The 19078-nt window shown below is 50.7% G+C and carries 18 protein-coding genes and 1 tRNA gene; 6 read left to right on the top strand and 13 right to left on the bottom strand.

Features of this window, described 5'->3' with window-relative positions; all coding sequences use genetic code 11:
- The first annotated feature begins 2 nt into the window (after nt 1-2).
- Nucleotides 3-1088 (top strand): hybrid sensor histidine kinase/response regulator, encoded by a 1086-nt coding sequence (locus tag IQ268_RS17750; protein ID WP_193881849.1) that lies wholly within the window; start codon nt 3-5, stop codon nt 1086-1088.
- 28 nt (nt 1089-1116) lie between these two features.
- Here the strand turns inward: IQ268_RS17750 and IQ268_RS17745 are convergent, their stop codons facing one another.
- From IQ268_RS17745 to IQ268_RS32990, 3 genes are all read right to left on the bottom strand, one after another.
- On the bottom strand, nt 1117-2289 hold the full coding sequence (locus IQ268_RS17745; RefSeq protein WP_193881847.1) for a hypothetical protein: 1173 nt from the start codon (nt 2287-2289) through the stop codon (nt 1117-1119).
- A gap of 22 nt (nt 2290-2311) precedes the next feature.
- Complete coding sequence (locus tag IQ268_RS17740; protein WP_193881844.1) at nt 2312-2827, bottom strand: hypothetical protein; 516 nt, start codon at nt 2825-2827, stop codon at nt 2312-2314.
- A gap of 115 nt (nt 2828-2942) precedes the next feature.
- Nucleotides 2943-3068 (bottom strand): hypothetical protein, encoded by a 126-nt coding sequence (locus IQ268_RS32990; protein WP_255527221.1) that lies wholly within the window; start codon nt 3066-3068, stop codon nt 2943-2945.
- A 50-nt stretch (nt 3069-3118) separates the two neighbouring features.
- On the opposite strand from IQ268_RS32990, the gene IQ268_RS17735 reads away from it, so the two are divergent.
- Nucleotides 3119-3565, top strand: a complete 447-nt coding sequence (locus IQ268_RS17735) for a DUF6335 family protein (RefSeq protein ID WP_228035475.1) — start codon at nt 3119-3121, stop codon at nt 3563-3565.
- Between the two features lie 120 nt (nt 3566-3685).
- Nucleotides 3686-4468: an SDR family NAD(P)-dependent oxidoreductase gene (locus IQ268_RS17730; protein ID WP_193881838.1), complete on the top strand. Its 783-nt coding sequence runs from the start codon at nt 3686-3688 to the stop codon at nt 4466-4468.
- A gap of 577 nt (nt 4469-5045) precedes the next feature.
- Here the strand turns inward: IQ268_RS17730 and IQ268_RS17725 are convergent.
- Nucleotides 5046-5117: transfer RNA gene (locus tag IQ268_RS17725), tRNA-Gly, on the bottom strand.
- A gap of 679 nt (nt 5118-5796) precedes the next feature.
- On the opposite strand from IQ268_RS17725, the gene IQ268_RS17720 reads away from it, so the two are divergent.
- A complete protein-coding gene (locus IQ268_RS17720) occupies nt 5797-6639 on the top strand; it encodes an Npun_R2479 family HD domain-containing metalloprotein (protein WP_193881835.1) in 843 nt (280 codons plus the stop codon).
- A gap of 184 nt (nt 6640-6823) precedes the next feature.
- On the opposite strand, the gene IQ268_RS17715 is transcribed toward IQ268_RS17720, so the two are convergent.
- The 5 genes from IQ268_RS17715 to IQ268_RS17695 all read right to left on the bottom strand — a co-directional run bounded on the left by IQ268_RS17715 (nt 6824) and on the right by IQ268_RS17695 (nt 10772).
- Nucleotides 6824-7714, bottom strand: a complete 891-nt coding sequence (locus IQ268_RS17715; protein WP_193881832.1) for a metal ABC transporter permease — start codon at nt 7712-7714, stop codon at nt 6824-6826.
- 71 nt (nt 7715-7785) lie between these two features.
- Nucleotides 7786-8586 (bottom strand): metal ABC transporter ATP-binding protein, encoded by an 801-nt coding sequence (locus tag IQ268_RS17710; RefSeq protein ID WP_193881829.1) that lies wholly within the window; start codon nt 8584-8586, stop codon nt 7786-7788.
- A gap of 475 nt (nt 8587-9061) precedes the next feature.
- Nucleotides 9062-9610 (bottom strand): pentapeptide repeat-containing protein, encoded by a 549-nt coding sequence (locus tag IQ268_RS17705; RefSeq protein ID WP_193881826.1) that lies wholly within the window; start codon nt 9608-9610, stop codon nt 9062-9064.
- Complete coding sequence (locus IQ268_RS17700) at nt 9610-9966, bottom strand: Rieske 2Fe-2S domain-containing protein (RefSeq protein ID WP_193881824.1); 357 nt, start codon at nt 9964-9966, stop codon at nt 9610-9612. The genes IQ268_RS17705 and IQ268_RS17700 overlap by 1 nt, the downstream gene beginning before the upstream one ends.
- A gap of 128 nt (nt 9967-10094) precedes the next feature.
- Nucleotides 10095-10772 carry a ferritin-like domain-containing protein gene (locus tag IQ268_RS17695; RefSeq protein WP_193881821.1) on the bottom strand — a complete coding sequence of 226 codons (678 nt, stop codon included), beginning with the start codon at nt 10770-10772 and terminating at the stop codon, nt 10095-10097.
- A 452-nt stretch (nt 10773-11224) separates the two neighbouring features.
- Between IQ268_RS17695 and IQ268_RS17690 the strand changes: the two genes are divergently transcribed.
- Both IQ268_RS17690 and IQ268_RS17685 read left to right on the top strand, forming a co-directional pair.
- On the top strand, nt 11225-12196 hold the full coding sequence (locus tag IQ268_RS17690; RefSeq protein WP_193881818.1) for a metal ABC transporter solute-binding protein, Zn/Mn family: 972 nt from the start codon (nt 11225-11227) through the stop codon (nt 12194-12196).
- 204 nt (nt 12197-12400) lie between these two features.
- Nucleotides 12401-14122 carry a R3H domain-containing nucleic acid-binding protein gene (locus IQ268_RS17685; RefSeq protein WP_193881815.1) on the top strand — a complete coding sequence of 574 codons (1722 nt, stop codon included), beginning with the start codon at nt 12401-12403 and terminating at the stop codon, nt 14120-14122.
- A gap of 456 nt (nt 14123-14578) precedes the next feature.
- On the opposite strand, the gene IQ268_RS17680 is transcribed toward IQ268_RS17685, so the two are convergent.
- The 4 genes from IQ268_RS17680 to IQ268_RS17665 form a co-directional block, all read right to left on the bottom strand.
- Nucleotides 14579-15406, bottom strand: coding sequence for an ABC transporter permease (locus tag IQ268_RS17680; RefSeq protein ID WP_193881812.1), 828 nt, complete (start codon nt 15404-15406; stop codon nt 14579-14581).
- A gap of 174 nt (nt 15407-15580) precedes the next feature.
- The gene (locus IQ268_RS17675; RefSeq protein ID WP_193881809.1) at nt 15581-16438 is read right to left on the bottom strand and encodes an ABC transporter permease; all 858 of its coding nucleotides are present in this window, start codon (nt 16436-16438) and stop codon (nt 15581-15583) included.
- A gap of 24 nt (nt 16439-16462) precedes the next feature.
- Entirely contained in the window at nt 16463-17785 is a 1323-nt protein-coding gene (locus IQ268_RS17670; RefSeq protein WP_193881806.1) for a PotD/PotF family extracellular solute-binding protein, read from the bottom strand.
- 20 nt (nt 17786-17805) lie between these two features.
- A complete protein-coding gene (locus IQ268_RS17665; protein WP_193881803.1) occupies nt 17806-19008 on the bottom strand; it encodes an ABC transporter ATP-binding protein in 1203 nt (400 codons plus the stop codon).
- Nucleotides 19009-19078: the final 70 nt, after the last annotated feature.

Raw genomic sequence — 19078 nt, 5'->3', positions numbered from 1 at the left:
TTATGAACGCTCAGCCTTCGATTTTGGTGGTGGATGACGAACCGAACAACTTCGATGTCATTGAAACCTTTTTGCACAACGAAGGCTATGAGTTGAACTATGCTTCCAGCGGTCAAAAGGCGATCGATCGGCTGGACACGGTGCAGCCCGACGTTATTCTGCTAGATGTGATGATGCCTGACCTGGATGGGCTTGAGGTCTGTCGGCGCATCAAGGCGCAGGTTCGCTGGCAGGTGGTTCCTATTATCGTGGTTACGGCTCTCACAGCAAAAGAAGATTTGGCTCGCTGTTTGGCGGCAGGCGCAGATGATTTCATCAGTAAGCCCATCAACGGCATGGAGCTACGAGCCAGAACTCGTTCTATGTTACGCATCAAGCAACAGTATGACGATCTGCAATCCTTGCTTCAAGTGCGAGAAGACATGGTACACATGATCGTCCACGATTTGCGAAACCCGCTGACCAGTGTGTTGCTATCCACTGAAATGCTGCGGCTACCTGGACTGTCGTCCGAAAAGCAACAAAAAAAGGTTGAACAGATTGCGATCGCCGGATCTCAACTGCAATCGTTGATTGATAGTTTGCTGCTGTTGGCAAAGTTGGAATCTGGCAAGATGACGCTCAATTGTACTGAAATTGACCTTGCTCAGCTTTGTATGGCAGCCGTGACCGATCTGGAAGCGATCGCCGCCCAAAAGCAACTCCGTTTGCTGGCTCAGCTACCCGATGGTGGCGAGCCTGTGACGGTAGATGTTCCTGTTTTTCGGCGAGTTCTCGATAATTTGCTGTCGAATGCAATTAAGTTTGCGCCCCGAAAAAGTCAGGTCTTAATTACAACAGACTATCTGGAAAGCGGCGAGGCAATTGTGCGTGTGACGGATTCAGGCCCCGGGGTTAGCGAAGTGTTAAAGCAGCATATTTTTGAGAGGTACGAGATAGGTACGTTGATCAACGGAACCTCGCAAATTGGGCTAGGGTTAGCGTTTTGCAAGATGGCGATCGAGGCGCACGGTGGGCAAATTACGGTAGAAGATAATCAACCCCAGGGAACGGTGTTCAGTATTTTGCTGCCCCGGCTGGCAACTTAATCCGTATCGCTGCTGTAGAGCCTATGGTCTAAAATGCAGTCTGATACCGTCCCTGCATGGATGAGACAGGATAGCTAAACACAGCAGCTACCGCTGTTCGTTCTGGCATTCGGCTGGGTTCAACGATGTAGACTGTTCCACCACCCGCCAGGGTATGAATGGCGGTGCTGTCTAGCAGGTTTTCGTCTCCTGTTTGAGCCGTGTCGTGCAAATCAACCTTTTCTGTTCCTAAATCAAAGTGCCCCCATTGCTCTGCTCCCGCTAACAGGAATAGGGTTTCAATGTGCTGACGGTAGGCGGCTGGAATAACATCCTGTAGTTTGCCGGACGCGCGATCGGCAACGGCCAGTTCTCGGTACCGTTCGGCTGCGGTCTGGCGCATCTGCTGAGCGTAAGGCTGCACAATCTGCCATGCCTGATGGTGCAGGTCTTCTGGCTTTGTCACGTTTGGATTGCCGCTAATCTCATGATCTAGCAGATGCGGATAGGTGTTTGCTTTGCGATAGATCGAGGTGATGTAGCCAATGCCCGCCAACACCAGGGGAAAGCGATCGCTTCCCAGCAACTCGCACAACCCGGTATCCAATTGCTGGCAGTAGCTCAAAATGGTGTCCTGGTTGGTAGTGGTGCTGACTCCTGAGGATAACAAACCAACGCCCTTTGTAGTTGCCCGGTCGTCCGGTTGCAGTGCGTCTGCTTCATCGTGGCGAAGCGCAATTTGTAAGTCCTCTGGCCGCTGCTGTAAATCAATTTCGCTGATGGACTCACGGGAACAAAGAAACAGCTTTACCTGGTTTTGACTAAAAGCCAGAATGAAAAAGCGCCCGTCTCCTGTCAGGTTGGGAAGCAGGGGAGCCAGACAGAAGCGATCGCCCACGGCTACTGTTGCGTCAAAGTGGAGCGGTAACCGATAGTATCGAAAGCAGTTGGGCGCAATAAAAACAGCCAACCCAGCCCGACAGTTTTGCCAAAAACTGAGATGGTCAATGCCTTGAGCGGGTTTAAGCAGTTCAATGACATCTGGTCGCCACCAACCCAGTTCAGCAAGTTGATTTTCTGCGTCGCGTAGCAAAGCCTTGAATTGAGCAGATATCTGTTGAGGAGTCTGGCTGGCAATATGAGCCGATAAATAGAGCGAGACGCAAGGCCGTTCGGAGATCCTTACCAGATCTCGTAATTCAGTTTTTGATAGCAGAGTCATTTCAGTGTTTGCGTACAGAGAGTTACGCACCGATGGGTTCAACGTAACCTTGAATGTTTTCAGGTTCGAACTGGCGCAAAATGCTAGTAGCCTGACGCACAATGGCATCGGTTCCTTCAATGATGATCAGGTATTTGCCATCATTAAGGCGGTTGCGATAGGCCAGCGCATCGCCACTGCCACTGGTCCAACCAACGCCCCCACCCACTACGACTGCACCCAATGCTGCGGAAGCGGCTCCTAAGAGTCCACCAATGATATGGTTGCCAATGCTGCCTGCCCATGAAAAAATTTCAATTCCAGTCAACAGGTTGAATGCATATCCTGCTACAAAGCCAAAAGGAATGAGCCAGTAGGCCAGTCCACGAGATTGCTTGCGAGCTTCCTGATTTGGCTCGATTAAGCCAAAATCATCTGCATCCTGATAGCCCCGTCCCAAGAGTGTTACCTGGTTCATGGGCAACCCTGCCTGTTCTAAGGCTGAGTAAGCTGATTCTGCTTTCATCCGTTCGGGTAAAACGGCAACTAAATAATTCATAACGATCGCAATGTTGACGATTAACAGGTTTACTTCAACGGTATCGAAGCTGCACCACGTTTCCCTCTGTCGTGAGAGGCTTCATGCTGCGATCGCATTGCGTCATCGGACAGATTTATGGCGCAATTCCCTGCTGATGCCCCCGTTGTCCCAGACCAATGTTAGGACAGTGCCAGAACAGCACCAGAACAGCACCAGAACAGCACCAGGACACTGGATTCTCTCCATTTGGAGATGTCACTCAACGGTGATGAGGATACGGTGAGAAGGAAATTCGGTGATTGAGCTTCATTGCCGACCAGTAGTGTTGCAGTTGGAGATGCAGACAGCATGGTAGATCACAATCAAGGCGTAATGCCAAACGAACCAGAGGCAGTTACCTCGCGCGGCAGAGATAGTGTTGGCACGCCAGAGGATGAGCTTCAAGGAGTAGAATACCGCGACCCGAAGGCAGGTCAACGGCTGGATCGCATGGGCGATCGCATGGCATCTGGGGATGAAACGACTCCCGATCGGAACGCGAACCTGGAGCAAGCTAAGGTAGTGGGTGATGAAGCGATCGGTGGTACTGCTCCAACACCGGAACAGAATTTGACGGAAAGCAACGCAGCGGCGGCAGGAGTCGAGATTCCAGATCGGCAACCATTGGCGGTTGAAGACATGCTCGATCGACGGGATGATCAGCGTTGGGAGCTAGATCCGCAATCCTCCGATGATTATCAAGAGCATGATGTGTAGAAGCAATGCAAGGCCACCGGGGTGGATGGCTGCACTGAAGTCATGCTCAATTAAGTCATGCTCAATTAAACTAATCTGAGTCTTATTCAGACGTTGTTCGGGCATTAGGAGAACTGAATCATGCAGCTAGAGGGAAAGGTGGCTGTGATTACGGGCGGCAGTTCGGGAATTGGGCAAGCAACCGCAGAGTTGTTTGCCCAATCTGGGGCTAAGGTCGCCATTGTTGGGTTATCTTCGGACGATTTGCAAGAAACGGTAAATAAGATTCAGCAGCAGGGTGGAGAGATTCTGGCTTTTTCGGCGGATGTCTCAAAGCCAGAGCAAATTCAGGCTGTTATGAAGCAGACGGGCGATCGCTGGGGGCGAATCGATATTGTATTAGCCAATGCTGGCATCAATGGCGTTTGGGCACCTCTGGAAGAGTTAGACCCGGATGAGTGGGATCAAACCATTGATATTAACCTGAAGGGCACTTTTTTGACGGTGAAATATGCAGTGCCCTACTTAAAGCGGCAGGGTGGTGCTGTTGTTGTGATGTCGTCGGTAAACGGTACTCGTATGTTCAGCAATACGGGGGCAACGGCCTATGCTTGTTCCAAAGCGGCACAAGTGGCGTTTACCAAGATGGTGGCGCTAGAACTGGCAAAGGATCGCATTCGGGTTAATGTAGTCTGTCCGGGTGCTATCTCCACTGACATCAATGAAAGTACTGATCAGCAGTCGTTGGAAGGTATTCGGCTTCCGGTTAAGTTTCCAGAAGGTCAAATTCCGTTGACCGATGGTAAATCTGGTACTTCAATGCAGGTTGCTCAGCTGGTGCTATTCCTAGCGTCGGATGCGTCGAGCCATATCACCGGAACCGAGATGTGGATTGATGGAGGGCAATCGTTGCTGCAAGGGTAATTGCGTTGCTTCAATGCTGGACACTCTTGTAGCAGTGTAAATTTGATGCTTCGTTTCTCACGCCATCGTTGCCAGAATCGTCGAGTTCCCTCCCCATTGGCGTTGCACAATGGAGCGATGAAATCAGGAAAGAAACGACACAGTGCCCAGAATAGGGCGCAACTGACATCAGGAAAACGGGAAACTGAAAGGTAAACGAATTGAACGGCTCAGAGAGGGCATCATACGACTGTGATTAACCCGGGTCAAGCAAATAGGTGAATTACTCCCAATGTTGATGCGCCTGGGACGGTTCTTGAAGTCGGTGGACTGGAAGCGTTTTTGGGGTCAAAAAACAAAATTGGGCTGTGAACGGCGGTTGCCCACTCCCAGCAACGGCTCTCAGGCTGGAAGAAGGCAAGCGTTTAATGCTTTATTTACATCTGGCTTTCGAAAACCCTGAATCTCAGTAGCTCTAACCTGCCTACACCACCCAATCATTCTTGGCGATCATCACAGGCGATCCTGAAAGGGCAGATAGATCTTGCTGAAGTGCAAATGAAGTGCAAAATCTCAATTGCCAGCTTGGTGGGGTGGAAGCGGATGATGGGACTCGAACCCACGACATTCAGCTTGGGAAGCTGACGTTCTACCACTGAACTACATCCGCAAAAGGGTTCCTTTAGAATAACATCAACCGCGATCGATCTCCTGATAGCTCGTCATGCTAATGAAATCACTCGCGGCTACTGGAGCAGCAGGTAAAGGCATTTTCACCGTGGAAGTTGGTTCAAGCCAAGCACTGATAAAACATCTACTGCACGGCGGGCTGTTGCCGGATAGATGCACAAGAGGATGTCTCAGCAGGCTCCATAAAATTCACAGACTTGGGAGACTTTAAGACAGACTGGCTCGGAAGTTACCCAGGCTTGAGGAGTAGGGGGCTGTTCTCGGGCTTAGTACTATTCAAACCTCTCCCAGGACAGCACATAAAAATTAACGATGCTTGGGCTTAGCCTGCGTCGTCCCGAACCGTTAGCTGGTGGATGTAGGCGATCGCCCTTCATCGGACGTTAAAAAATTGATCGACGAGCGTGTTGCTATTGTTCTTCAAATGGGAACACTCAAACCTAAGAGTCTTGTTAGCTCAGATCGCATCTCGACCCTATTCTCAATTTAGCGTCAGTCAGCTTTGCGAGAACCCGTTCCATAACAAAGATTCTTTCTATAATTTAGTTGTGGCTAATGCTCAGCAATAGGCATCAACGCCGTTTTGTCCACCAGTAACTCTATTTATTCGACTGTCCCCGCTCTACCGTCGTTCCTTCTAAATCAAGCGAGCACTCAGGATGTTTAATGCCACCGAACTTCTGATTGATGATTTTGTCAACAAGCTTAAAGAAGGCTACAGCCGGACGTATGGCGGTTGGAAGCACGATTATGAAGACATTATTGGTTGGGTTGGGTCGATGGCTCTGGAAAACATTGCCAATAGCGACGCTCTCTACCACAACGTCGAACATACTATTTTGGTGACGCTGGTTGGGCAAGAAATCTTGCGTGGCAAGCACATCCGCGAAGGGGGCGTTTCGTGCGAAGATTGGCTCCACTTCATTATTTCGCTGGTTTGCCACGACATTGGTTACGTCAAAGGGGTATGCCGTAACGACCAAAACGGCTGGTATTCTACAGGTCGCGATGGCGAAATGATTAGCTTGCCACCGGGTTCTTCAGACGCTAGCTTGACCCCCTATCACGTCGATCGCGCCAAGCTGTTTATCGATGAACGGTTTGGTGGACACAAGCTGATCGATGCCGAACACATCAAGTTCAACATTGAACTAACCCGGTTTCCGGTGCCCAAAGCAGAAGACCACCAGGATACCGAGAACTATCCGGGGCTAATTCGCGCCTCTGATTTAATTGGTCAACTGAGCGATCCCCGCTACCTGAAGAAAATTAGCGCGCTCTACTACGAGTTTGAAGAAACCGGAGTTAATAAGGCGCTTGGGTATCAGCATCCAGGCGATCTTCGCAAAAACTACCCGAAGTTCTACTGGAATGGCGTATTTCCCTATGTTAAAGACGGGCTGCGATATCTAGAGTTGACGCAACAAGGAAAGCAAATTATTGCCAACCTCTATTCCAATGTGTTTGTTGTGGAGCATGAGCCGCTGGGTGGGTGCCCCTAGCTGCCCCGACAGACGGTGGCGATCGCTCAAGACTGCAACTTAAACCTGTAACATTAAGGTGCCTGTTTCTACTGGGGGTTATTCACCTTACAGCAGTTCTCAATCGAGTCAGCCACAGTCTCGCCAAGATGGGTTTGGGGTGTGGTGAATGCAAATGAAAGTGGCTGTAATCAGTTCATGAGCCTTAATGACGACCCAGCAGCCCTTTTAACTCTCGCCAAACCTTGGGTTCCTGGAGGCTTGGCTGCGGGTTGGTAAGTACGCCATGAGTGGGGCTAAACAGCAGCGCTAACCCAAACAGGCCAGACACGACCAGCACAATCGCTGGCCCGGACGGCAAATTATAGAAATAGCTGAGATACATGCCGCTAGTGCTGGCAATAATGCCGATCGCCGCACCCAGCAACATTACCTGATGCAGCCGATTGACCAGCAGGTAGGCAGTGGCTCCCGGTGTAATCAGCAGTGCCAGGACAAGAATCACCCCTACCGATTTCATACTGGCAACAATGGTGAGCGCAATTAGCACCATTAATCCAAAGTTGAGCAAATTAGTCGGCAAACCAGCCGCCTGTGCTCCAACGGGGTCAAACGTATAAAACAGCAGTTCTTTGTAGAGCAGTTTGACAACCACCAACACCAGTAGCGAAATCAGTGCGGTTTGCCAGACCTCAGCCACGCTAACCCCCAAAATGTTGCCAAACAGGAAGTGGTTGAGATCAATTTTGTTATCACGCTGAATTAGCGTAATTAAAGTGATCCCCAGGGCAAAGCAGGCCGAAAATACAATTCCCATTGCGGCATCTTCTTTAATGGGCGATCGCGTTCGAATCCAGGCGATCGCCATTGTACTTAATACGCCAGCAATAAACGCTCCAACAAAAATATTGGCTCCAATCATAAAGGCGATCGCCAAACCTGGCAGCACCGAATGGCTGATGGCATCTCCTAATAGCGCCAATCGCTGTACCATCAAGTAACTGCCGACAACGGCGCAAATTAAGCCAACCAGCACTGCTACGATGAGCGATCGCTGCATAAAGCCATACTGAAGCGGTTCAAGAAGGACATCCATTAATTCGGTCAGGAGTTATAAAAAACAGATCAGCGATTACAGAGCGTTCAACTCGCAGAAGGTTCGTCAGGTCAGGCCGCCTCACCGGAGAAGAAAGCCACCTTTCCGCCATAGGCCGCATAGAGATGATCACGGGTTAGCACCTGCCGCCGCGTTCCGCTGGCAATTAATTCTGTGTTCAGTAAGATCAGGTCGTCAAAATGGGCGATCGCGTCTCCCAGATCGTGGTTAACGACCATCACATGCTTCTCGGCATCGGCCAACTCTCGAAATACCTCAAACATCACGGCTTCCGTTCGCTGGTCAATGCCAATAAACGGTTCATCAAAGCAATAGATTTCGGCTTGCTGCGTCAGTGCCCGTGCCAGAAAGACCCGCTGCTGTTGACCACCCGAAAGCTGACCAATTGGGCGATCGCGGTAAGCGCTCATCCCCACTCGCTCTAGCGCTGCTTCTGCCGTTCGCCGACTGCTGGCTGAAAAGGAGCGGAACCACCCGGCCTGCCGAATCCGCCCCATCATCACCACATCCCAAACGGTAGCGGGATAAGTCCAATCGACCTGCGATCGCTGTGGTACATAGGCAATCTTGTCTAACTGACTGGCTAATGGCTTGCCGTGATAATTCACCGAGCCATGAGTCACTGGAACCAGCCCCAGCATGGCTTGAAGCAGCGTACTTTTCCCGGCTCCATTGGGGCCAATTACACCAACCAAACGACCGGGTTCCAACGTCAGTGTGATATCTCGTAACGCCTGAACCGACCGATACTGTACGCCGAGATGTTGAATGGCGATCGCCCGCTCCAATCTGGCCGGAACGTCGATATTGATTTCGTAAGCAGAGGTAAAGGCGTTAATCGGTAAGTCCATAGGACATCCTGTAAAAACTGCAAAAATGAAAGGAATATGAAAATACGTAAATCCAGGGTAGCCTAAAAAATGAAAGGAATATGAAAAGAAATCGTAATCAAAACCTGAGTAACGGCTCATCCATGACTGGCAGGAGGCGAGCAAGAGAATTACTGTCGTTGGAGGCCAGATCTAGAGAATCTGGCGCTCCAATGGTAGTAAAGCTTTTGCTGTGAGCCGATAGGGTGGGTCAGTTGGCAGACCATTACCGACGACCCCGTTGGCTAACTCACAGGTCGCAGAAGGGGCACAGAGAGTTGAAGTCAGCTATTGCCTTTGCTGCAACACTATCTATAGTGGGCAATGGTTGCCCCACAGAGCATCTGTCCTTTGAAGCAGCTCACTCAAAACAATCCAACCGATTTACCGCTCTGTTGGTAGAGGCTTTGAAGATACGGGATCACTACTGCTGCACTACCGAGTCGATCTGTTTACGTTACTCATGAACCGTGCCATCAGGCAGTATTGTCCATCCCAGATCAATAGTGGTTTCGGTTGCCCATTTCAGTTTGGCTTGTTTGAGATTGGCACCTCTCAAAATAGCAGCCGTCAGGGTGGCATCAGTCAGGTTGGCGCGGCTCAGGTCGGCACTACTTAAGTTGCATCCGGTCAGGGTTGCCCAGCTTAAGTCGGCTCGTTCTAGCTGGGCTTTGGTCAGTTCTGCCCGTTCCAGGTTGGTACCCCGCAAAATTGCCAGCATCAATTTGGCATCGCTCAGGTTTGCCCGTCGCAGGTTTGCGCCCGTCAAGTTGGCACCGTTTAAGTTGGCACCGCTGAGGTTAGCCTCACTTAAATTGACACCTACCAGGTCTGCGCCGCTGAAGTCTGCCCCGCTCAGGTCAATTCGCCACAGCGTTGCTCCCGCTAAATTCACTTCACGGAAATTGCGATCGCCCTGAGCATATCGGCGCACTAATGCCTCTGTATCCATATCTCCCCAGCTCATTTCCCAGCCTGGGGGCAACCATCCAGCATTGAAAGCCATCACAAACCTCCTGATATCTCTACTAAAACGGCATCTCCTTCAACCTGAACCGGATAGCAGTGCAGCGGATTTAAGTCTTTCTCAAGATAGGTGAGATCCGTGGGGTAAACGTTGCGAGGGTACAAATTTTCACCGGTTCGCAGGTCGTACCGATAGTGATGCCAGGGACACTCAATCGCATGTCCCCAGAGCCAACCCTGGATTAGGGGCGCTTGTCGGTGGGGGCAATCAGCCGCGATCGCGTAAAATGTACCCTCTACGTTAGCTAAAATCAGCCGTTGCTCGTTCACGTCCACGGCTCGCATTTCACCGGGAGCCACCTCATCCACCCAAGCCACGTTAACCAACTGCACCATAGCCCTATCTCCGATTTAAGATCAGGGCTGGGAAACTCGTCACTGCTTCTCCAGCCCTGGCGTAGAGGCGCACACCAGCATCCCACTCACTCCTATGCACGCCTCTACCATCCGCATAAACGACCCGCTTACCGATGCCCATGCCCGTTGGGTACTACCATGAACCGGGACGTATAGGGCGATTCTCCGGGGGTGCCTCGCCGGAAGTGCCCCGACGGCCCATCGCCCAAGAACTCAGAGAACCAGGCTTCGTGTTCAATTTCCTCATTCAGAATGGCCAGAGCCAGTTCGTAAGTGCGGTGATCTTTGCCGAAGGTCATGTTGCACAGATCGGTATAGACCCGAATGGCGCACCGTTCTGCCTCTACCAGAACGTGCAGCATCTTATAGATATCTCCCTGCTCAACCGATTGCTTGACATCTGCAATGGCTGCTTTTGCTTCTTCAGTGCTGCCGCCTGTAAACCCAACCCGAGCCGAGGCGTTGCCATTGCCCTGATGTTTTTCTGGTAAGTAAGCATCTGGACAGGCTGCTTCGTCTGCAAACGCCCGGATATCACGGGGCAGTTCTCCGCCCAATTCATAAATGCGGGGCACCAGTGCCTCAAAGTGGTTGCGGTCTTCGAGACGGGCATCTTCAATGATTTCCTTTAAACCCTCGCCATCAAAGCCGATCGCATTGACGCGCAGAATAGTGTAGTAATAATAGGTTGTAAATTCAGCCGAGGCCGCTCGCACTAGCTTTTGAACCAGCTCGTTTACATCAATGCCAGCCGTTTGCACAACTTCTTGAGCAACTTTAGCCATGATCGTTCTCCTAATTAAGAGTCTAATTAAATGAGAATCGCCAGCCGCTCGTTGGGTCACTCCTCAACTGTGTTTAACCTCGTCTTCCTTTGGAGGATGTTGTAAAAGTCTGATTAGTTACCCGATAGGTGTAGGGGCGAAGCATACTCTGCGAGAAGCAAGCTACGAATCAGGATGGCTGGAACAACCGAGACATTGTCTACCAGATGCTTCGCCCCTACTTGGCAATTCAGGATTTTGACTATTCAAATAAAGTCGTAATGAGTATGACTTTATTATGTCTGGGAGCGATCGATCCGAGTAGCAGAATTTGCAAACCTTAATCAGGTTGGAGGTTTCTAGCAGCGGGTTGACTCCGGTATAGCGGCAAGTGGAAGAGCATCTGGCAAAAGGTAGGTCACTGATAGGGCAAGATCAAGAGACTATGAACTAAAAATGAAACCGCAGGAACTATGCAACAACAGAAGACACGATCGCGGTGGCTAGCCATTGTAGGACTGCTGGCAGGGCTATGGCTGGGAGGATGCGATCGGCAAACTACCGCCGAGGGCACAGCGGCTGAAGATTCGTTGCCCAGGGTTGTATCGACCAGTACCATCATCACCGACTGGGCAGAGCAAGTGGGTGGAGATGAAATTAACCTGACGGGGATTCTCGATCCGGGCAGCGACCCGCATGTGTATGAACCAGTGCCAGCGGATACGGTTGCCCTGGAAGAAGCCGACCTCATCCTGTATAACGGCTACAATTTAGAACCTGCCCTGATTCGATTAACCGATTCGGCAGGCGCGAATGCTCAGCGGCTAGCCGTTGGTGAAGTAGTACCCCCTCTACAAACGGAATTAGAAGGACGGAGCAGCGTACCCGATCCGCACGTTTGGGGCAGTGCCGAAAATGCGATCGCTATGGTTGCAGCCATCCGTGATGCTTTGATTGAGCTGTCTCCTGAAGACGAAGCCACTTTTACTCGAAATGCAGAACAACTGACGCAAGAATTAGCGCAGTTGCATACCTGGATTGGCGAGCAGATTGCCACAATTCCGCCCGACCAGCGCAAGCTGATTACAACCCACGATGCGTTTGAGTATTATGCCCGTGCTTATCAGCTCGAAGTGGTTGGCACGCTAATTGGCATCAGTACCGAGGAGCAACCGAGCGCTCAAACGGTTCAAAGGTTAGTGAATGCGGTGCGAGCCGCCGGTGTGCCCACTATCTTTGCTGAAACGACGATCAATCCTCGTTTAATTACCACAGTGGCGGAAGAGGCTGGGGTAGAACTGTCGCCCAATCCGCTCTACTCCGATTCCATTGGGGCACCGGGTAGTGAAGCCGATTCGTATATCAAGATGATGGTGGCGAATACAAGGTCGATTGTTGAGTCGTTAGGCGGAACCTATACTCCTTTTCAAAATGCTTCTGAATGATGCCAGCGCGTATCGATGCATCGATACTGAGAGAACAATCCCTACTGGGGCGATCGGTTCTCCCGCCGCAACTTGAGACGATCTTGCTACAGTTAAGATCTGTACTATTAGCCTGTTATTAGCCTGTTAGCCTGCAACCTTTAGCGATTCGTTCCCAATTGAACCAGCAGTTTGAATTCACCCTAACACCACCCGTTCAGATTGATGCAGATAACTAATGATCTCCAGAAGTTACTGGATATCTTGCCCCCCGAAATTCGGCAGCGGCTAGAGCAACATCCCCAACGAGACAATTTAATTGAAGTGGTTCTGGATTTAGGACGTCGTCCAGAAGCCCGTTTTCCCGACCAAGCAGAATATCTTTCTCATACGGTTGTCACTCATGAGCAGATCAATGAGTGTATTCAGCAAGTGGGCGCGTTTGGCGGCGACAACCGGGCTGGAATTGAGCAAACCTTACACCGCATCAGTGCCATTCGCAACCGAGCGGGTGAAGTCATTGGCCTAACGTGCCGGGTGGGTCGTGCCGTTCAAGGGACGATCGCCATGATTCGTGATTTAGTTGAAACGGGTCAATCAATTCTGATGTTGGGTCGTCCCGGTGTGGGTAAAACAACGGCACTGCGCGAGATTGCCCGTGTACTGGCTGATGATTTAAACAAACGAGTGGTAATCATTGACACCTCTAACGAAATTGCTGGCGACGGTGATATTCCTCACCCGGCGATCGGTCGGGCACGACGGATGCAGGTTGCCCATCCCGAACTTCAGCATCAGGTGATGATTGAAGCGGTGGAAAACCACATGCCAGAGGTGATTGTCATTGATGAAATTGGCACAGAGCTAGAAGCCCTGGCCGCACGGACGATCGCCGAACGGGGTGTGCAGCTTGTGGGAACGGCGCACGGTAACCGAATTGAGAACTTGATCAAAAATCCCACCTTATCGGATCTGGTGGGCGGTATTCAATCGGTAACGTTGGGTGACGACGAAGCCAGGAGACGGGGCAGCCAAAAGGCGGTGTTGGAGCGTAAAGCCCCACCCACCTTTGACATTGCCGTGGAAATGTTAGAGCGGCAGCGTTGGGTGATACATGAGAGCGTTACGGATACGGTGGATAGTCTGCTGCGAGGGCGGCAACCACAACCGCAACTGAGAACGGTGAATGATAGCGATCAGGTTATCATCACCCGTGAGGTTCCCAATCCAGGAACAGGCAGAGCTGCGTCTAGTTCTGTTAGTTCTGTTCAACCCTCTCAGCCCCAACGTGGAGCTGGACAAGTGTTACCCTTTCCGCAGCCGCGCTATCCCGAAAAGAGCCTGGGGACATGGGACCCGTCTCAAAATTTGTCATTGGCAGCACCGCCCTACAATGGCGCACCGTGGGCTGAGCAGACAGATGAGAGCGATCGCCAAACGTTAGAGGGAGCGCTACGGGTTTACCCCTATGGCATCAGTCATCATCAGCTAGAGCAGGTCATCCAAACGCTAAACCTGCCTGTTCATTTGGTACGAGAGATGGATGGGGCAGATGCAGTGTTAACCATCCCCACCCATGTAAAACATCAATCTAAGCTGCAACGGTTAGCAAAACGACGGCATTTGCCAGTGCAGGTTGTTAACACTAACACGGCTCCGGAAATCGCTCGCAGTTTGCGGCGGCTGTTGGGAATGGAACAATCTGAGGCGGTTGCAGAACATGAATTAAGCCTGTTTGAAAGCGGCAACAAAGATGAACTAGAAGCATTAGAAGAAGCGAGACGCGCCGTGGAGCAAATTGTTATTCCAAAGGGGCAACCCGTGGAGTTACTGCCCCGCTCTGCGGCGGTACGTCAGATGCAGCATGAGTTAGTCGAACGCTATCAACTCACTTCTACCAGTTTTGGAGAGGAACCCTATCGTCGTCTGCGAATCTATCCGGCCTAAACGCTCCTGAACCTGATGAAGCGTGAGTACTCTGCATCCATCTGGCCTCTTTCATCTGGTCTACTTCTAAAGTTTCATCAGGAACGCGTCAAAATAGTCCTAAAGTCAGTTCTCGCCCCAGTTCCAGACAACTACTATCTTATGTATTAACAAGATTTTCAAACCGCATCTTACATACTACAATGAACAGCAAAATTCCCTACCAGAGTGGTGCTAAACCTCCTCAAGATAGCCCTACGTCCGTTGAAACAACTTCATCTTCACAAAGGTCTCAAATTGCTCTGTTGCTAAAACGCATCAAGGGCTAACGGCAACAACACTGGGAAAGTGAGAGGGCAGTGCCCTCTCACTTTCCGTTAGGGGATTTTCAGGATTTGGACGTTCCTGATGGGAGCGTAGACGACAGATACCACGATTCTGTAATGCCTTCAGCGCTAAATTGATCAGCCTCTTTAACTACCGTTCCTGCTGATTTTGAAGTTCCTCCAACTTTTGCATGGTAAATAGGGCAATGGCAATCAGCACGAAGGAAAACACAGTCGTTAACGTTCCCAGGGCGTAAAGCGCAGGAGAGGTGACGTTAGTAGTCATCCCAAAAATCTCTAGTGGCAATGTGTTGGTTTCCCCGGAAATCAATGAGGTGCGGGTGAACTCATCATAGGAAAGAGTGAACCCAAGCAGCCCCACACCAATGACGCTGGAGGCTATGAGGGGAAAGACAATGCGCCAAAAGGTGGTGCGATCGCTCGCTCCCAAATCGCGGGCAGCCTCTTCGTAGGCCGGGTTAAAGCGACCAAAAATTCCCAACATAATTAAAAAGGCAAATGGTAACGTCCAGGTCAAATGTCCTGCCAGCGCTGAAGAGTACCATTGAACGGGCAGATTCAACAGACTGAAGACTACACCGATGCCCAACGAAACTAGAATACTGGGCACAATGAGGCTGGAGATCGTCAAATAGAACACCAGGTTCGAGCCTCGGAAGTTAGTGCGAAACGCCAACCCTGCCAAGACGCTAAAGACCACAGTGATGAGCATGACCAGAAGACCCAGCCAAAACGATCGCCCAAAGGCTTCTACAAAATTACCAATTCGCTGTTGTCCAAATACAGCACCAATCCAATGAAAGCTAAACCCACGCATGGGAAAGGTTAATTGGCCTTCTGGCCCCTGAAGTGACAGTAGAAAGACTGCAATCATGGGGCCATAGAGAAACAGAACAAACAAAGCAAAGAAGACCGTTAGCAGATGAGCGGAGAAGGGCGTTTTTTGGGTCGCTGCCATAGCATTTATGAAGAGATGGAGGGATGGTGTTCAGAATGATGGACGGTAGGGCGCTTATAGCAGTTCTCAATCGAGTCAGCTACAGTCTTGCCAAGATGGGTGTGGGGTGTGGGGTGTGGTGAATGCAAATGAAAGTGGCTGTAAGAGGACTGGCAGTAGCGCTATCATCTTGATCTAAATTTGCTTGCGGATATCAACAATGCGGAGAATGCCAAACACAATCAACAGTGTGATTGCTAACAGCACAACGGCATTGGCAGCCGCCATTGGGTATTGCAAGCTATCAATTTGGTTTTTGATCAGATAACCCACCGACGAGGCTTTGCCGCCACTCATCAGGCGCATAGTGGCAAACTCACCCATCACCAGCGTTACAACAAAGATCGTGCCGATCGCCACACCAGGAGCCGCCAACGGCATAATGATTCGTTTTTGAATATTAAAACTGGATGCGCCTAAATCCTCAGCCGCCGAAATTAACGCGCGATCGATCCGCATCATGCTGTTGAAAATGGGAGCCACCATAAACAGCGCATAGAGATGAACCATCGCCAGCACCACCGAGAAGTCAGAAAAGAGAAACATCTCCACAGGCTGATTGGTCAGGTGTAACCCTATTAGCGCTTTGTTAATCAGCCCTTCCCGCCCCAAGAATGGAATCCAGGAGATCATGCGAATGATATTAGAGGTAAGAAAAGGAACAGTACAAATGAGAAACCAGATCGTTTGCCATTTGGAACTCTTGATGCGAAACGCCAAATAGTAAGCCACTGGGTAGCTAATTAGCACACAGACCAGCCAGACCAGAAACGCAAACTTGAAGGTGTTGAGATAGGTTTTGAGGTAAACCGGTGATGAAAAGATACCCAGGTAGTTGTTAAACGTGAATCCTGGAACCGATGTAAATCCATTGAAATCCCAAAAGCTGATGATCACGATCGCCATGATCGGCAGAACCAGCGCAAAGAGAAAGGTGAGGGTCTGAGGCGCAACGAGAAGATAGGGTCGAAGATCTTTGGAAGAGATTTGCATAGAAGAAAGTTGGCGCTAATTGAACTATGCCACAACGAATTCGGTCCATTTGTAGACGAGATACACTTGCTCATTCATAAATGAGTTCCAGCAAACAATGTTGCTAACCCGTTCGTCAAAGTTACCGCCATCGCGTACTGCCCCTGCCGCATCAATGGTCTTACCGTAGGGGTCTACAATATCGATCGCTGCGGTTTTGCCCTCATACCAGAAATCCCATTCCTCTGGCTTCATGAACTTGCGTGCCGTCGAAGGAGTGGCGCTATAGTACCCTTGACGGCTGAGGAAGCCGCCAAGCCAGCCATCCAGCACCCAGTTGAGATATTCATAGGCCGCATCCAGTTGAATGCCGGAGAGATTTTTAGAGAGTCCTAAACCGCCACCCCAGCCGCGATATCCTTCCTTTAACGGGGCATAGATGCAGGGCAATCCTCTTGCTTTTACCGCCGTCACCGCTGGCGACCACATCGATTGCACAATCACTTCTCCAGATGACATAAAGTTGACGGACTCGTCAAAACTTTTCCAGAAGGCGCGAAACTGCCCTGCCTGCTTTTGCTCAATCAAAATCCTTGTTACTTTGTCGAGTTCTTCACGGGTCATGCTGCCTTTATCTTCAAAGGTCATCAATCCCTGCGCTTCAATGATCATGGCGGCATCCATAATCCCAATGGAGGGAATATCCAGCAGCGAGGTTTTGCCTCTAAACTCTGGATTGAACAGCTCCGCCCATGACTCAATCTTTCTGCCAACCAGATCGGGACGATATCCCAGGGTATCGGCACCATATTGGTAGGGAATGATGGTGGCCCAATTGGTAGGGTCAGTGGCAAACTCGGTGGAGTTTTGATCCTTGAGGAACATGACCTTGCGCGGAGCCGTTCCTTGAGACGTGTTCACCTTTGCGCCTGGAGCCAGTTCCCCGGTGGTAAAAATAGGCGTAATCGCATCAAATTGGCTTAAGCGGCTGACATCGATCGCCTGAAGATTGCCAGACGGAATCACTAACGGCAGCGAGAAAAACTCACCATCAAAGATGTCGTACTGCTTCGGCTGAGTAATGCCAATCTGGATGACCTCCGCTGTACTCAGCGCTCGCATCTGAATTTTGAACCCCAGATCTTTTTCGGCCTGGATGCGGATGTCATTACTTTGCGCGGCTCCGGTGCCAACGGTGCGAATGACCACATCTTTGATCTGGTTAGTGATCACTTCGGGGCCTTGAGCCGGGTTGTTGGGAGTACCGCTAGGCGCTTGAGCGACCGGCGCTGAACAGCGAGTTGCCGCGATCGCCGCGCCAGTTGCCAGCCCTGCTCGAATGAATCTGCGTCGATTGATTCTAGACATAGGTTGAAACTTGCTCGATGTTAATGGGGTAGGAATACGCAATCACCTTCTGACCACCGCAGGCTAACCACCTGCCCTTCAGAATACGGATCGGCTTCCCAATCGGTGGTGCGAACCTTGCACAGCAAATCTTTGCCTGTTTTCTCTTCCATCAACGTGATGCGCGTGACATAGCCCGTCATCTCAATCGAGACAATCCGCGCCGTAACGTGGTTGACACGGTGGTTTGGCTGACCGCTGCCTGCCCCTATTGCCTCAATACGGATTAGATCAGGACGAACCGAACACGCTGCTGTAGAACCCAGAGGAACAGCATATCCCTGCGAGTAGAGAGAGCCGATTCCGTCCACTTCTAGCTCAATCACATCCACATCGGATGCGGGTTCAGGAATACAGTGCCGTACCTTACCCTGAAAGATGTTGTTATCGCCCATAAACTTAGCGACAAACTGGGACGCGGGTGCTTTAAACATCTGTGACGGCGTTGCTACCTGATCCAAACGACCGTGACTCATCACCACCACCATATCCGAAAGGGAAAAGGCTTCCTCTGTGTGGTGCGTCACCTGCACAAACGTCATGCCAAACTGTTTCTGAATGCGGCGTAGTTCGGTTCGCATCTGTACCCGCAAGTTTTCATCCAGAGCACTTAAGGGTTCATCGAGCATAAGTACTTGTGGACGAGTCACCAGCGCCCGTGCCAGGGCAATTCGCTGTTGCTGCCCACCGCTCAACTGGCTCGATTTGCGGTTAGATAAGTGGCTCAGCCCCACCAGTTCCAGCATTTCGCCCACTCTGGCTTTGCGCTCGGTATCGGATATCTTCTGCATCTCCAGGCCAAATTCAATGTTTTGCCACACCGTCATGTGTGGAAACAGCGCGTAGCTCTGAAACATCATTGATGTGTTGCGTTTGGCGGCAGGAATATCATTAACGCGGCGATCGCCAATGAAAACATCGCCACTGGTAATCTCTTCATGGCCAGCAATCATCCGCAGTACCGTCGTTTTGCCACAACCGCTTGGGCCAAGCAAGCAGCAATAATAGCCCGCTGGAATATCCAGCGTAATGGTTTCAACAGCCGTGACCGGGCCATATTTTTTGGTTACCTGCCGCAGCGAAACCCCGGCAGCCGCATTCGCCAGAGCGCTTTGAATACTGCCTGTAGCAGGAATTGTTGAACTGGCTCCGGTCACTCTTGCTTTGCGTGCATCAGTTGTCATGACGTTTCCTTCGAGAACAAGTCTGGGTAAAATCAAGCTGAATCAGTTTAAAAAGCCAGCCGTATTGAAC

The organism is Oculatella sp. LEGE 06141 (assembly GCF_015207605.1).
GTDB lineage: Bacteria > Cyanobacteriota > Cyanobacteriia > Elainellales > Elainellaceae > Oculatella.
This window is presented reverse-complemented; position numbering and strand designations above follow the sequence as displayed.

What these genes read in the sequence shown, in the direction of transcription:
- IQ268_RS17715 (WP_193881832.1), bottom strand. Translation starts at nt 7,714, where the DNA reads ATGGATGTCCTTCTTGAACCGCTTCAGTATGGCTTTATGCAGCGATCG.
- IQ268_RS17745 (WP_193881847.1), bottom strand. Translation starts at nt 2,289, where the DNA reads ATGACTCTGCTATCAAAAACTGAATTACGAGATCTGGTAAGGATCTCC.
- IQ268_RS17740 (WP_193881844.1), bottom strand. Translation starts at nt 2,827, where the DNA reads ATGAATTATTTAGTTGCCGTTTTACCCGAACGGATGAAAGCAGAATCA.
- IQ268_RS17670 (WP_193881806.1), bottom strand. Translation starts at nt 17,785, where the DNA reads ATGTCTAGAATCAATCGACGCAGATTCATTCGAGCAGGGCTGGCAACT.
- IQ268_RS17705 (WP_193881826.1), bottom strand. Translation starts at nt 9,610, where the DNA reads ATGGCTTTCAATGCTGGATGGTTGCCCCCAGGCTGGGAAATGAGCTGG.
- IQ268_RS17700 (WP_193881824.1), bottom strand. Translation starts at nt 9,966, where the DNA reads ATGGTGCAGTTGGTTAACGTGGCTTGGGTGGATGAGGTGGCTCCCGGT.
- IQ268_RS17680 (WP_193881812.1), bottom strand. Translation starts at nt 15,406, where the DNA reads ATGGCAGCGACCCAAAAAACGCCCTTCTCCGCTCATCTGCTAACGGTC.
- IQ268_RS17730 (WP_193881838.1), top strand. Translation starts at nt 3,686, where the DNA reads ATGCAGCTAGAGGGAAAGGTGGCTGTGATTACGGGCGGCAGTTCGGGA.
- IQ268_RS17675 (WP_193881809.1), bottom strand. Translation starts at nt 16,438, where the DNA reads ATGCAAATCTCTTCCAAAGATCTTCGACCCTATCTTCTCGTTGCGCCT.
- IQ268_RS17665 (WP_193881803.1), bottom strand. Translation starts at nt 19,008, where the DNA reads ATGACAACTGATGCACGCAAAGCAAGAGTGACCGGAGCCAGTTCAACA.
- IQ268_RS17750 (WP_193881849.1), top strand. Translation starts at nt 3, where the DNA reads ATGAACGCTCAGCCTTCGATTTTGGTGGTGGATGACGAACCGAACAAC.
- IQ268_RS17695 (WP_193881821.1), bottom strand. Translation starts at nt 10,772, where the DNA reads ATGGCTAAAGTTGCTCAAGAAGTTGTGCAAACGGCTGGCATTGATGTA.
- IQ268_RS17690 (WP_193881818.1), top strand. Translation starts at nt 11,225, where the DNA reads ATGCAACAACAGAAGACACGATCGCGGTGGCTAGCCATTGTAGGACTG.
- IQ268_RS17685 (WP_193881815.1), top strand. Translation starts at nt 12,401, where the DNA reads ATGCAGATAACTAATGATCTCCAGAAGTTACTGGATATCTTGCCCCCC.
- IQ268_RS17720 (WP_193881835.1), top strand. Translation starts at nt 5,797, where the DNA reads ATGTTTAATGCCACCGAACTTCTGATTGATGATTTTGTCAACAAGCTT.
- IQ268_RS17710 (WP_193881829.1), bottom strand. Translation starts at nt 8,586, where the DNA reads ATGGACTTACCGATTAACGCCTTTACCTCTGCTTACGAAATCAATATC.